The sequence below is a fragment of the Chitinophaga dinghuensis genome (assembly GCF_003259435.1).
Classification (GTDB): domain Bacteria; phylum Bacteroidota; class Bacteroidia; order Chitinophagales; family Chitinophagaceae; genus Chitinophaga; species Chitinophaga dinghuensis.
The window spans coordinates 65,171-78,514 of the sequence record NZ_QLMA01000003.1; the positions used below are offsets into that span (position 1 = coordinate 65,171).

Below are 13,344 nucleotides of genomic sequence, written 5' to 3' on the forward strand. Positions count from 1 at the left end.
ATTTTAGATTCATGCTACGGTTACTGGCTACTATAAGAAAAGAATGGCAATTACTGGTTCGCGATAAAACAGGACTCACCCTGCTTTTCGTGATGCCTGTAGTGTTGATTACTGTGATGGCCTTGATCCAGGATGCGCCGTTTAAAGATTATCAGGAAGTAAAATTTGATATCCTGACGGTAGACAACGATCATGGCCGCCTCGGACGTTCCATCAGGGAAGGACTTGAGGTAGGAGGACAATTCCGCATCATTGATTCCCTTGACGGCCAACCGCTGACCACAGAGAAGGCCCGACAGTTGGTCAATGACGGTACTTACAAAATCAGTATCATCATTCCGTCCGGCGCTACTGGCTCTATTGTCAGCAATGCCAACAGAATTGTGAATGATATTTCCCATCGGATGGGCATGACCCTTGCCCTGCCGGTGAAAAAAGGAAGCGATTCCCTGAATGTTGTTGTATATTTTGATCCTGCTGCGAAGAAAGCCTTCAAAGGTGCAATCCATCAGGCAATTGATAATTTCCTGACACAGGTGGAAACAGATATGTTATTGGGTCGGATTCGTCAGGAATTAAGAAGTAAAGACACTACTGTCACAGCAGCGTCGGATACGCTCCCGATAAAGCTACAGGCAGTAGGATTAAAAGAAGAATCTACCGGTACCGGCCAGCAGATAGACGTGATTTCCAACTCTGTACAGCATAACGTACCTGCATGGAGCATTTTCGCGATGTTTTTCATTGTGATACCTATTGCAGGAAATATGATCAGAGAAAGGGAAGATGGTAGTCTGCTGAGAATGAAGCTGATACCTGGTTCTTACCTGGAAATCCTGGCGGGGAAAATGTTGTTTTTTGTAGGCATTTGTGTCGTACAATTCTACTGCATGATGCTCGTAGGCATTTACATTATGCCATTGCTGGATTTACCAAGGCTGGTAATGGGCCGGGATGCAGGAGCCACCTTGCTGGTAGCTTCGGCCATAGGCCTGGCAGCCACTTCTTATGGCATTCTTATTGGCACATTGTTTAAGACGCCTAACCAGGCCTTGAATTTTGGCGCTATTTCCATTGTGATACTCTCTGCCATTGGCGGAATCTGGATTCCCCTGGAAATCATGCCCATGAAAATGCAGGTAGTGGGGCGTTTGTCGCCGCTTAGCTGGGGCCTGGATGCCATCAACGACATATATCTCCGGAACGGCAATATTGCCTATGTGTGGAAGAATGTCTTGCGCTTAATGCTGACAGGATTGACTATGCTGGCAATTGCGGGATATGTGGAAAAAAGAAGAATGAACTAGTAAATATTTTCAAAACAGTCCTAAAACTGTATTTTTACCACTTAACATGGGCTTCTGCTGTTAGCAACGACAGTTGATAAACCTACAACATTATGGAAGAATTAAAAAAGAAACTGAAAGAACAGATTATCGAAGCATTAAACCTGCAAGACACTAAACCAGAAGATATTGACGACAATGCGCCGTTATTTGGGGAAGGTCTGGGTCTGGACAGCATTGACTCTCTGGAGCTGATGGTATTGCTGGAAAGACAATATGGCATCAAAGTGGAAGATCCACGTGAAGGTCGTAAAATCCTTCAGTCTGTTCAGTCAATGGCCGAATTCATTCAGTCCAAACAACAACCCGCTTAAGTAATTCAGCTACATGGCGGAAAGAGTGTTTATAACTGGGATGGGAATGGTCACCGCCATAGGTGATAACGTAGCCGAAAATCTGCAGCATCTGCGTCAACAGAAGAGTGGACTGGGATTTACCGACTATATTGATACTATTTACAAACAGGTATTGCCGGTAGGTGAAATAAAGTTATCCAACAAGGCTTTATTTGACAAGACCGGCATTCCTGTACAGCATGGTTTCACCCGCACCACATTACTGGGACTGGCAGCAATGCAGGAAGCCCTGCAACAGGCAGGAATCAGTGATGTATCCGCTACCCCTACCGGGTTCATTAACGCCAGTACCGTGGGTGGGATGTGCGATACGGAGAAAGTCTATTTCGACCTGATCAATCCAGATAAAGAAGGCGATTTTATACAGAGTATCAATACCCTGGACTGTGCCGACTGTACCCAGCGTATTGCTGATACAATTGGATTCCACGATCATATTGCCACTATCAGTACGGCCTGTTCTTCCTCTGCGAACGCCTTGATGTTTGGCGCGCGTATGATTAAGCATGGTATGTATCAGCGGATGGTCTGCGGAGGAACAGAAGCGCTGACACGATTTACCCTCAATGGCTTCAATTCGTTGAAGAATGTGGATAAGCAGTTTTGCCGGCCTTTCGACAATCAGCGTACCGGATTGAATCTGGGAGAAGGAGCCGCTTACCTCGTATTGGAAAGTGAATCTTTTGCCCGTGCCAACAACAGTACTATCCTGGCAGAACTGAGTGGATACTGCAATGCTAACGAAGCATTTCATCCTACCTCTCCTTCACCGGAAGGGGATGGCGCTTATGCCGCTATGAAAAATGCGCTGGCAATGAGTGGTCGCTCGCTGGAAGAGGTACAGTATGTAAATGTGCATGGCACAGCCACCCTTAATAATGATGTTTCAGAAGGGCGCGCATTGGAGCGATTGTTTGGTACAAAAGTGCCTCCGTTTAGTTCCACCAAACCTTTCACGGGGCATACACTGGCTGCGGCAGGCGCAATAGAAGCCATCTATTCTGTGCTGGCTATACAAAACGGGATCATCTTTCCTAATCTCAATTTCTCAGAGAAAATGGAAGAACTCAGCATTATTCCTGTGATGGAATTGAAGGAAGGAGTCCTGATTAAAAATGTTATTTCAAATTCTTTTGGCTTCGGAGGTAACAATGCCTCCCTGGTACTCAGCAAGTATGAAGGTTAAGTGTTATATTCAGGGAATGGCGGCTATCTCTCCCCAATCTACTTTTGAGGGAGATATTATCAATATGCCATTGGTGCGTACAGAAAGCAACCGTCTGGCTTGCATAGAGCCTGATTACAAGCCGTATATACCTGCAAACAGTCTCCGTAGAATGTCCCGCATTCTGAAAATGGGGCTGACCGCAGCGCTGAAATGCCTGGCTGTTAGCGGCGTTTCCACACCGGGGCCTATTGTCACTGGTACTGGAAAAGGTAGCTTACAGGATACAGAAAAATTCATTAAGGAAATAGAGCAGTATAAAGAAACTGCTTTGAATCCTACTCCATTTATTCAGTCGACTTACAATTCCGTTAACGGACTGATTGCGCTGCAACAGCAGGGCACCGACTATAACAACACTTTTGTTCACAGAGGATTTTCTTTTGAAAATGCATTGATCGACAGCCTGATGCTGTTGCAGGAAGGCTATTCTCATACGCTTACGGGCGCATTTGAAGAAATTACTCCAGAGCATTTTTATATTAAGAGCCGCATTGGACATTGGAGAGCAGATCCTGTTGCCAACATCGATTTGTTAAACACGAATCTTCCAGGAACTATTGCAGGAGAAGGCAGTACTTTTTTTGTTTTAGGGGCCAAGGCGGATGCTAATTCCATTGCTGCTTTGAGCGCATGTAAGCTGTTGTATAAACCATCTGCAGCGCAATTAACTGCTACGCTGCAGGAACTGGGATCAGACGCTGATCTGATTATCAGTGGCGCTAATGGCGACAGCAATCATGCTCATTATTATCAGTTGCTCCAAGATGTGCTCCCACAGCCATCTATTCCTTTCAAACATCTCTCCGGAGAATACGATACAGCAGGCGCCTTTGCACTCTGGCTGGCGGCCTCATTGCTGAAGGCAGGTAGTATTCCTGCGGAATTATTTCCAATGGTACCGCAGTTCCCTACAGATTTTAAGAAGATTGTGATTTATAATCATTTTTATGGGGAGCAGCATACAGTGATGGTGGTGGAGAAGGTGTAAATCAACCTCTTTTTTGAGCATCCGCTACATTCACCGCTGAAATATCAATCAGGTTAACTCAACGAATAAACTATTAGGGGCTTTGCCCCTTTTTTCATGTCATATCAATTTATCTCACCGCACATTAGTAATTTTTTAACTATACGTTGATTAAACAATTGATGTCGATGGAAGTCTATCATAACTATAATTTATTTATCATATTAAATTACTCTTTATTATGAAGAATCTCTCCATCCTCCTGTCAACTTTGGCTTTAGGCCTGCTATCTTTTGAGGCTAATGCACAAAATCATCGCGCTAATCATGACCGTGCTGATATTCGCCACGATCGTGCAGATATCCACCATGATAACAACGCAATAAATAACACCAAAAAAGATATCAGCAATGATCGCAAAGATGTAAAACACGATAATAATGATATCAATCATGACAGAAAAGATATTAGCCACGATAAGAAAGATCTGCACAAAGATTACAGCGATGCATATAAAGATAAACAAGACATCGCCCGTGATAAGAAGTCAGGCGATAAAGCTGATCTGGCAAAAGATAGAGCTGATTTGAAAAAAGATTACAAGGATATCGGTCACGATAAAAATGATACCCGCCACGACAGGAAAGATCTTTCCAGTGATATACAAGACAGAAACAAGGATGCAAAAGACGTTCAGCAGGATAAACGCAAGTTGAACCGTGAAAGAAAAGACAGAAATAAAGATGAAAAAGATCTGCAGCACGATAAAAAAGATCTTCAACATGATGCTGGCAATTAATAATTCTATCGAGTAAAATTACTTAACATTAAAAAGTAGGCGCAGTTTCTGCGCCTACTTTTTAATGTCTCATGCATGTGGTAACAGCTCTGGGGTACGGTGGTGAGAGGAAAATAGAGCGGGGATTCTTACTTCACTCTATACACTGGATACCTCATATATTCCGGTTCTGCGTAGGGCGATTGCTGATATACCCAACGTAACTGTGCCGGGCCATTATTAGCAAATGCAGTATCGGTAGCTTTTTTCTTCGAGAGTTCCGCTTGTACTTCCGGGTGCTGTTTCAACCATTCATACCCCGTGTCTTCAAAAACATACGGACTATATCCTTCTTTTTGTCCGAGTACGGCGTCAAAGAAATTCCATGCGAAATAGGAATCGCCGGCAGTAGGTTCCAGTACTTCCATGAGGAATCTGTTGGCCACCTGATTGAGCGGAATATAATAATCTCCTTTGCGGAAATGGATAGAATCCATGCTGGTGGTTACTTTCACATCCGTGTGGAGGTAGTGTTTTTCGAATGGTTTGTTGTAAGATTTATAGTCAGCGATATGATAGGCCTCTACGAGGATGGTCGTATCTTTTTGCAGTCGTTGCATGATCACCTTATTATTTTTTAGTAGGTCGATGACCGCCCACCAGCCCTGAGGGATCAGGTAGGCCGTAGGTTTATTCACAAAATTCACGGCATTCGCGTGATTGTAAAATTTCACCTGACGTTCAAATGGTTTGGATCGATCATAGTAGAGGCGTGGCAAACCGGAGATATCGCTGGGTTTATGACCGGAGGCGAAGCCTTTGAAGGTAATAGTGCTGTATTGGGTCATATCAAACTGCCAGTCGAGCGGAAACTGTTGCTGAGTGAGCACTGCTTTTTTGGTGGCAGCGCGCAGATCGCGGATGGAGGAGCTGTTGTCTGCAGTAAATTTAATAAAGCATTCCATCAGGGCGTAGGTAGCTGCTACTCTTTGTGGATAAGGTTTCAGCATATGTGTTTCGGGAACGAAGCCGAACGTATGGAAGAGGGTAGAGAAGCCGGAGGAGTAGCGGGGAGAATCGTTGAACTCTACCCAGCCGCTGTCGGGTGTTTCGCCGAAGTGATTGACATATGGAACGAGGTCGTAACCTTTTTCCTTCATGAGGCGGTAGAGGCCGGGGGTGAAGGAGTTATTAAGGAATTCTCCCATAGGACCGCCGAGTTTATCGTGTTGGGTAGGGAGAAGTGTCATGATATGTTGGTAATCGGCGCCGTTGCTCACGTGGTTATCCACAAAAACATCCGGATCGGTGAGATGGTAGATTTGTTGGAAGCTGCGGGCGTTTTTGGAGTCAGATTTAATAAAATCGCGGTTTAAGTCGAGATTTTGGGCATTTCCGCGGCTACCGAACGCATCCGGACCGTTTTGATCTACTCTGTAAAAAGCGGAACGGTTGAGTGCGCCACCAATATTATAGACAGGGATTACGGCGAGGACGACATTTTTTGGAAGGGATTTTTTGCCTTGGGCGATATCTCGGAGGAGCATCATGGAGGCGTCTATGCCATCGGGTTCGCCGGGGTGGATACCGTTGTTGATGAGGATGATTCTTTTATCTTTTTTCCGGAGAGACGCGAAGTCGAAGTCACGGTCGGGGCTCAGTATGATGAGGTGGAGGGGGAATCCGGCGTCTGTGGGTCCCATTTCCATCATTTTCACCTGAGGGTATTGTTTAGAGAGTTGTTGATAGAAGGAAATTACTTCCTGGTAGGTGGCTGTTTGTTGGCCATTTGTTTTTTCGTAACGGGTGAGCAGTTGTTGGGCGGAAGAGGATAGAAAAATCAGGGTGAAAATGCCTGAAATACTGAGTTTCTTGCCCAAAAGTTGGAAAAGGGACATGAGTATATATTTTTCTTTAATATAATTGTAATAAAAAAACAAAAAGCCCTTCCCTTGAGAGGAAGAGCTATAAATATTGTTACTGAAGCAATTAAGCCAAAGAAGATACCTTCTTAGCCAGCTTGCTTTTCAGATTTGCAGCTTTGTTTTTGTGGATAACGTTACGTTTAGCCAGCTTGTCGATCATAGAAGCTACATCTGATAATTCTTTCTCCGCAGCCGCTTTCTCAGTAATCGCTTTCAAGTCACGGATGGCATTACGGGTAGTTTTACCGTAGTAACGGTTACGTTCATTACGCTTTTTGCTTTGACGTACGTCTTTTTTCGTTGCTTTATGGTTTGCCATTTTTCAAATTTCAAGTTTCGGACGGCAAAGGTAATACTTTTTTAAAAACAATACAAATAAAAATTAGCCATCCTTAAAGTGTGCAAATATAAATCATTGACACGTATAAAGTACATACTAAATCATCTTATTATTTTATAATTTTTTACGTACTCGGTAATGAAAAACGAGCGATATTTGCAATCCCATACATTATATAATGTGGGATTTCTACCTATATAATGTTGGATCAACAGAAAAGTATTTGAACTGAAGATCAGCAAAACTCGTTGTAAATGAAGGACTTCTCATTCGTCACCAACTCACATCCTGCTTACATTGAATCTTTATATCAGGATTTCCGCAAAGACCCTAATTCCGTAGACCCAGAATGGGTAAAATTTTTTGAAGGGTTTGATTTTGCAGTATCCAACGCCAATGGTAAAGCGGGTACCGCAGCGCCAGCGGCAGTAACAGGAGGCGGAACGCCGGTGACCAACGACCAGCTGGCTAAAGAATTTGGCGTATATCGTCTGATTCAGGCATATCGCAAAAAAGCCCACCTGATCGCTAAGACCAATCCAATCCGTGAGAGAAAAGACAGAAAAGCAGGGCTCGAAATCACCAATTTCGACCTCAGTGACGCGGATTTGAAATCAGAATTTTATGCAGGCACCTTCCTCGGCCTGGGAAAAACCACATTAGAAAACATTCTCGCCTTCCTGAATAAAATATATGCAGGATCGGTAGGTATTCAGTATACCTATATCAATGACCGCGAGAAAGCAAAATGGCTGGAGAAAGAGTATGAAACGGCCATGAACAATCCATTGCCATTGGAGCAACGTCGTCGCATTCTGCAGAAGTTGAACCAGGGTGTAATTTTCGAAAAATTCCTGCATACCAAATACATTGGTCAGAAACGTTTCGGTTTGGAAGGTGGCGAATCCACTATTCCTGCACTGGATGCGATGATCACTACGGCTGTAGAATATGGCGTTCAGGAATCCGTTATCGGTATGGCTCACCGTGGCCGTCTGAACGTACTGGCGAATATTCTCGGCAAAACTTATGAGCAGATCTTCAACGAATTTGAAGGTCTGGCTATTCCTGATATGACCATGGGTAGCGGTGATGTGAAATATCACCTCGGCTTCCGTTCCCAGGTAGCTACTGCCAATGGCAAACAGGTAAATCTCCAGCTCATGCCTAACCCTTCCCACCTGGAAGTGGTAGACCCAATCGTTATCGGGTTTTCGCGCAGCAAGGCAGATGTTATCTACAACAGCGATTACGATAAAATCCTGCCTATCCTCATCCATGGCGATGCCGCGGTTGCTGGTCAGGGTATCGTATATGAAGTAGCTCAGATGAGCAAACTGAAAGGCTACTACACAGGTGGTACCATTCACTTTGTAATCAACAACCAGATCGGCTTTACCACTGATTTCGATGATGCCCGTTCTTCTGATTACTGTACCAGCGTTGCCTCTATTGTACAGGCGCCTGTGTTCCACGTAAACGGAGACGATGCTGAAGCAGTAGTAAAAGTATCTCAGCTGGCTGCCCGCTACCGTCAGGAATTTAATGAAGATGTATACATCGACATGGTGTGCTACCGTAAACACGGTCACAACGAAGGTGATGAGCCTAAGTTCACACAACCTAGTCTGTATGCGTTGATCGACAAACATCAGAACCCTCGTGAAGTATATACCCAGTTCCTGCTGAACAATGGAGAAGCCGATGCGCAGACCCTTGCAAAGGAAATGGAAAAAGTATTCTGGGATGAATTACAGGCTCGCCTGGATGAAGTAAAACAACATCCACTGCCTTATGTAAATCAAAAACCAGAAGAATGGTGGCTGGCTTTACGTAAAGCTACACTGCAGGATTTTGAACAATCTCCTGTTACTGCTATCAACGAAGATGATTTCAAACGTCTGTTCGACGGACTGATGAAATGGCCTGCCGACTTTGTGCCACTGCGTAAAGTGAGCAAACTGTTGCAGGATAAAATCAAACTGTATCAGGAAGAAGGTAAAGTAGACTGGGCAACCGGCGAACTGCTGGCTTATGGTAGCCTGTTAATTGAAGGAAGAGATGTAAGAATGAGTGGAGAAGACGTGAAACGCGGTACCTTCTCACACCGTCATGCGGTATTGTTCGATGAGAACACCAACGCCACTTACAATCGTCTGGGTGAACTGGCGCCTGATCAGGGTAAATTCAGAATTTATAACTCTCTCTTAAGTGAATATGGTGTACTGGGCTTTGAATACGGATATGCAATGGCTACTCCGAATAGCCTGGTAATCTGGGAAGCACAGTATGGCGACTTCGTAAACGGTGCGCAGACGGTGATTGACCAGTACATCAGCAGTGCAGAACAGAAATGGACTACACAGAATGGTTTGGTAATGTTGCTGCCTCACGGTTATGAAGGTGGTGGACCAGATCACTCCAATGCCCGTCCTGAGCGTTTCCTGCAACAATGTGCAGAAGAGAACATGGTGGTGACCAACATTACTACTGCGGCTAACTTCTTCCATGCGCTGCGTCGTCAGTTGACCTGGCAGTTCCGCAAACCGCTGATCAACTTCTCTCCAAAAGCAAATCTTCGTCATACCGGCGCTTATTCTACTATGGAAGAATTCACCAATGGTTCCTTCAAAGAAGTGCTGGACGATCCATTCATCCAGGATACTTCACTGGTGAAGAAAGTGTTGCTGTGTACCGGTAAAATGTATTTTGATCTGAGCGACAAACAAGCGAAAGATGATCGCAAAGATGTGGCTATCGTTCGTTTGGAACAGCTATATCCGCTGCCGGTTAAACAACTGGAAGCTATTGCTGCCAAATATAAAGGAGCTACTTTCTTCTGGGTACAGGAAGAGCCGCTGAACATGGGCGCTGCTTCTTACCTCCAGATGAATCTGAAACAGATCAATTACGGTGTTATCAGCCGTAACCCAAGTGCATCCACTGCTACCGGTTATGCCAAAGTGCATGCTCGCGAACAGCAGCAGATCATTGACACAGCTTTTAACATCTAATAAAAAAATTAAAGTAATAAACAGATACCTGGTATTAACTGTTAGCCTGTTTGACAACTACTGCAAGACAGTAAATATCAGGTTCACCATCAACTGATAAAATATGGTTATCGAAATCAAAGTCCCTACGGTAGGCGAATCTATTAGCGAGGTAACAATTGCGAAATGGTTGAAAAAAGATGGAGATTATGTGCAACAGGACGAAGTACTGTGTGAAATGGAGTCTGAAAAGGCGACCTTCGAACTGAATGCTGAAAAAGCTGGTATTCTCAAAATAGCTCCTAATGCAACTGAAGGAGCTACCCTGAAAATCGGTGATGTAGCCTGCACTATCGACACTGCAGCTGCAGCGCCAGCGGCATCCGCAGCTCCTGCGGCGGCTCCGGCAGCACCAGCAGCAACTCCTGCACCAGTACCAGCAGCTCCGGCCGTAAACAAAGGGGTAATTGAAATGAAGGTTCCTACAGTAGGTGAATCTATCAGCGAAGTAACCCTGGTTAAATGGACTAAAAAAGATGGTGATTATGTAGAGCGTGATGAAGTGGTTTGTGAACTTGAATCCGAGAAAGCTACATTTGAACTGAACGCTGAAGAAGCAGGTTCCCTGATTCTCGTTGCTAAAGAAGGCGATACCCTGAAAATCGGGGACGTTGCCTGCAAAATAGACACCAGCGCTGCAAGACCTGCAGGAAAAGCTGCACCAGCTGCTGCTCCGGCCGCTCCTGCTGCTGCCCCTCAGGCACAAGTACAACAAGCGCCTGTTACCAGCATTCCTAACGATATCAAAGCTACTCCAGTAGCAGCAGCCGTTATTGCTGACAAACATGTAGATCCCGCCACTATCAAAGGCACCGGCGCTCACGGTAAAATCGTGAAAGACGATGTATATGCTGCCCTGCAAAATCCAGGCGTAGCGATCGGTCAGGAAATGTTTACGCGCGGCGAACGTCGTGAGAAAATGAGTAACCTGCGTAAAACTGTTTCCCGTCGCCTGGTGGAAGCTAAGAACACTACCGCTATGCTCACTACCTTCAACGAGGTAGACATGACTGCTATCATGGAGCTGCGCGCTAAATACAAAGATGTATTCAAGAAACAACACGAAGTAAACCTGGGCTTCATGTCCTTCTTTACTAAAGCAAGTTGCTTCGCATTACAGGAATTCCCTTCTGTAAATGCTTACATTGATGGCGAAGAACTGGTTTACCACGATTACTGCGATATCTCTATTGCAGTATCTGCACCTAAAGGTCTGGTGGTTCCGGTTATCCGTAATGCAGAAAGTCTGGATATGGCAGGTATCGAGAAAGAAGTACTGAACCTGGCTACCAAAGCGCGTGAGAACAAACTGACTTTACCTGAAATGACAGGTGGTACCTTCACTATCACCAATGGTGGTGTGTTCGGTTCTCTGATGAGTACACCGATCATCAACATTCCTCAGTCTGCGATTCTGGGTATGCACAAAATCCAGGAGCGTCCGATGGCGGTGAATGGTCAGGTTGTCATCCGTCCAATGATGTACATTGCGCTGAGCTATGATCACCGTATCATCGATGGTCGTGAGTCTGTAAGCTTCCTCGTAAGAGTAAAAGAAATGCTGGAAAATCCTGAGCAACTGTTGTTCGGTAAAGATCCATTGAAAGCATTGCTGAAATTATAATTTCTTTAGTGAGATATGGAGCCCTGGCGAAAGCCGGGGCTTTTTTGTTTTGGGCGCCTTTGGCGCTGTTTTTTTGCTCGCAGAGCAGCAAGGCAGCAAAGCAGCAAAGGCTAGTGTTATGATGTTATTTCTCGCGAAGTGCGCAAAGGGGTAGGGGAAAGATAGCTCGCAGAGCAGCAAAGCAGCAAAAGCTAGTGTTATGATGTTATTTCTCGCGAAGTGCGCAAAGGGGTAGGGGAAAGATAGCTCGCAGAGCAGCAAAGCAGCAAAGACTAGTGTTATAATGTTATTTCTCGCGAAGTACGCAAAAGGGGGCGGTGGAAAGATAGCTCGCAGAGCAGCAGACTTAACCAACAACAAAAAATAATCCTTTTCCCCTTTGCGAGAAACAACAAACTACTATCTCCGCAATAATCTATTGCTGCTTTGCTGCCTTGCTGCTCTGCGAGCAAAAATATCCACGCCGAAGGCGCACTCCATTCCTTCCCTGAAAAGCGCTACCTTCGCGCATGACCCGTTGGGAAAGTTATCTCGTATCGGCAGCCAAGGTAATTAACAGCTATAAAGGCGATCTTCCGCTGCATCATTTTCTGAAACAATTTTTTAAGCAGCATCCTCAGATGGGAAGCCGCGACAGGCGCTGGATTTCACAGCTCGTATACCATTATTTCCGCTTGGGATGGTGGCATACGGATATGGATATTTCGGAGCGGCTACTGCTGGGTACCTTCCTTTGTGAACAGCAATCCAATGATTTGTTGGAGCAATTGCGGCCGGAATGGAATCAGCAAATTGCTGCTGCTCCTGAAGAAAAGCTGGCCATCAGTGGGGCTGGCAGTCTCGCCGCTGAACAGCTATTTCCTTTTACAGATGAGCTTTCACAAGGAATTAATGCAGATGCTTTTGCATGGAGCTATCTTCGGCAACCTCATTTCTTTTTGCGTGTGCGCAATAACAAGCAGGAACAGATCGTGTCTGCCTTACAAAAAAATGGTATACCGTATGAACTCCTGGAAAACCGCACTACGCTTGCCTTACCGAATGGTACTAAGATAGAAGATATTCTTAAGGATAAAAGTTGGTATGAAATACAGGATGCCAGCAGTCAACAAACCGGTCACTTGTTTAAGCCTGCAAAAGGACAGAGCTGGTGGGATTGCTGTGCCGCGAGCGGCGGAAAGTCTATTCTGCTGCGGGATCAGCAGCCTGGTGTGCAATTGCTGGTAAGTGATGTAAGAAGATCTATCCTGGAAAATTTACAGCAGCGCTTTGCTGCCGCTGGGGTTAAAAATTATGATGCAAGGGTGGCAGACCTTACCAATCCTGCATTTCCAGGGACTATGGGACGCGTGAAATTCGATGGTATCATCCTGGATGCGCCTTGCAGCGGATCTGGTACCTGGGGACGTACGCCGGAAAATCTTCGCTTCTTTAAGAAAGAAGAAATCAACAAATTCCAGGATTTGCAAAAACGTATAGCCACTAACGTTATACCATTTGTGAAGCCAGGCGGCGTATTGATTTATATTACTTGTTCGGTGTTTAGGAAAGAAAATGAGGAAGTGGCAGACTTCATATCTTCCAATAGTCATTTAGTACAAGAGGAAGGCGGCGTTATTCCTGGTTATGGGAATGGTGCGGATACTATGTATGCTGTGAGATTCCGGAATAAAGAATAATGATAGCTGAATTACAGCAATTAAAAAGGGATTGACGTCTGTGACATC

At 45.0% G+C, this 13,344-nt stretch carries 10 protein-coding genes; 8 read left to right on the forward strand and 2 right to left on the reverse strand.

The annotated features are described in order from the left end of the window. Positions 1–11 precede the first annotated feature (11 nt). The 5 genes from CLV59_RS09285 (at position 12) to CLV59_RS09305 (ending at position 4,696) form a co-directional block, all read left to right on the forward strand. Complete coding sequence (locus CLV59_RS09285; RefSeq protein ID WP_111591760.1) at positions 12–1,307, forward strand: ABC transporter permease; 1,296 nt, start codon at positions 12–14, stop codon at positions 1,305–1,307. 92 nt (positions 1,308–1,399) lie between these two features. After that, the gene (locus CLV59_RS09290) at positions 1,400–1,660 is read left to right on the forward strand and encodes a phosphopantetheine-binding protein (protein WP_111591761.1); all 261 of its coding nucleotides are present in this window, start codon (positions 1,400–1,402) and stop codon (positions 1,658–1,660) included. Between the two features lie 13 nt (positions 1,661–1,673). After that, positions 1,674–2,888, forward strand: a complete 1,215-nt coding sequence (locus CLV59_RS09295; RefSeq protein ID WP_111591762.1) for a beta-ketoacyl-[acyl-carrier-protein] synthase family protein — start codon at positions 1,674–1,676, stop codon at positions 2,886–2,888. Continuing rightward, entirely contained in the window at positions 2,878–3,918 is a 1,041-nt protein-coding gene (locus CLV59_RS09300; RefSeq protein WP_170137690.1) for a beta-ketoacyl synthase chain length factor, read from the forward strand. The genes CLV59_RS09295 and CLV59_RS09300 overlap by 11 nt, the downstream gene beginning before the upstream one ends. 220 nt (positions 3,919–4,138) lie before the next feature. Next, positions 4,139–4,696, forward strand: a complete 558-nt coding sequence (locus CLV59_RS09305; protein ID WP_111591764.1) for an OmpH family outer membrane protein — start codon at positions 4,139–4,141, stop codon at positions 4,694–4,696. 128 nt (positions 4,697–4,824) lie between these two features. On the opposite strand, the gene CLV59_RS09310 is transcribed toward CLV59_RS09305, so the two are convergent. Both CLV59_RS09310 and rpsT read right to left on the reverse strand, forming a co-directional pair. Beyond that, complete coding sequence (locus CLV59_RS09310) at positions 4,825–6,573, reverse strand: M14 family metallopeptidase (RefSeq protein ID WP_111591765.1); 1,749 nt, start codon at positions 6,571–6,573, stop codon at positions 4,825–4,827. 91 nt (positions 6,574–6,664) lie between these two features. Further along, on the reverse strand, positions 6,665–6,919 hold the full coding sequence (gene rpsT / locus CLV59_RS09315) for a 30S ribosomal protein S20 (protein WP_111591766.1): 255 nt from the start codon (positions 6,917–6,919) through the stop codon (positions 6,665–6,667). A 275-nt stretch (positions 6,920–7,194) separates the two neighbouring features. Between rpsT and CLV59_RS09320 the strand changes: the two genes are divergently transcribed. The 3 genes from CLV59_RS09320 to CLV59_RS09335 all read left to right on the forward strand — a co-directional run bounded on the left by CLV59_RS09320 (position 7,195) and on the right by CLV59_RS09335 (position 13,296). Further along, positions 7,195–9,954, forward strand: a complete 2,760-nt coding sequence (locus CLV59_RS09320; RefSeq protein ID WP_111591767.1) for a 2-oxoglutarate dehydrogenase E1 component — start codon at positions 7,195–7,197, stop codon at positions 9,952–9,954. Positions 9,955–10,057: 103 nt separating this feature from the next. Further along, a complete protein-coding gene (gene odhB, locus CLV59_RS09325) occupies positions 10,058–11,617 on the forward strand; it encodes a 2-oxoglutarate dehydrogenase complex dihydrolipoyllysine-residue succinyltransferase (protein ID WP_111591768.1) in 1,560 nt (519 codons plus the stop codon). A 509-nt stretch (positions 11,618–12,126) separates the two neighbouring features. After that, positions 12,127–13,296: an RsmB/NOP family class I SAM-dependent RNA methyltransferase gene (locus CLV59_RS09335; RefSeq protein WP_111591770.1), complete on the forward strand. Its 1,170-nt coding sequence runs from the start codon at positions 12,127–12,129 to the stop codon at positions 13,294–13,296. Positions 13,297–13,344 lie beyond the last annotated feature (48 nt).

What these genes read in the sequence shown, in the direction of transcription:
- CLV59_RS09285 (WP_111591760.1), top strand. Translation starts at nt 12, where the DNA reads ATGCTACGGTTACTGGCTACTATAAGAAAAGAATGGCAATTACTGGTT.
- CLV59_RS09290 (WP_111591761.1), top strand. Translation starts at nt 1,400, where the DNA reads ATGGAAGAATTAAAAAAGAAACTGAAAGAACAGATTATCGAAGCATTA.
- CLV59_RS09295 (WP_111591762.1), top strand. Translation starts at nt 1,674, where the DNA reads ATGGCGGAAAGAGTGTTTATAACTGGGATGGGAATGGTCACCGCCATA.
- CLV59_RS09300 (WP_170137690.1), top strand. Translation starts at nt 2,878, where the DNA reads ATGAAGGTTAAGTGTTATATTCAGGGAATGGCGGCTATCTCTCCCCAA.
- CLV59_RS09305 (WP_111591764.1), top strand. Translation starts at nt 4,139, where the DNA reads ATGAAGAATCTCTCCATCCTCCTGTCAACTTTGGCTTTAGGCCTGCTA.
- CLV59_RS09310 (WP_111591765.1), bottom strand. Translation starts at nt 6,573, where the DNA reads ATGTCCCTTTTCCAACTTTTGGGCAAGAAACTCAGTATTTCAGGCATT.
- rpsT (WP_111591766.1), bottom strand. Translation starts at nt 6,919, where the DNA reads ATGGCAAACCATAAAGCAACGAAAAAAGACGTACGTCAAAGCAAAAAG.
- CLV59_RS09320 (WP_111591767.1), top strand. Translation starts at nt 7,195, where the DNA reads ATGAAGGACTTCTCATTCGTCACCAACTCACATCCTGCTTACATTGAA.
- odhB (WP_111591768.1), top strand. Translation starts at nt 10,058, where the DNA reads ATGGTTATCGAAATCAAAGTCCCTACGGTAGGCGAATCTATTAGCGAG.
- CLV59_RS09335 (WP_111591770.1), top strand. Translation starts at nt 12,127, where the DNA reads ATGACCCGTTGGGAAAGTTATCTCGTATCGGCAGCCAAGGTAATTAAC.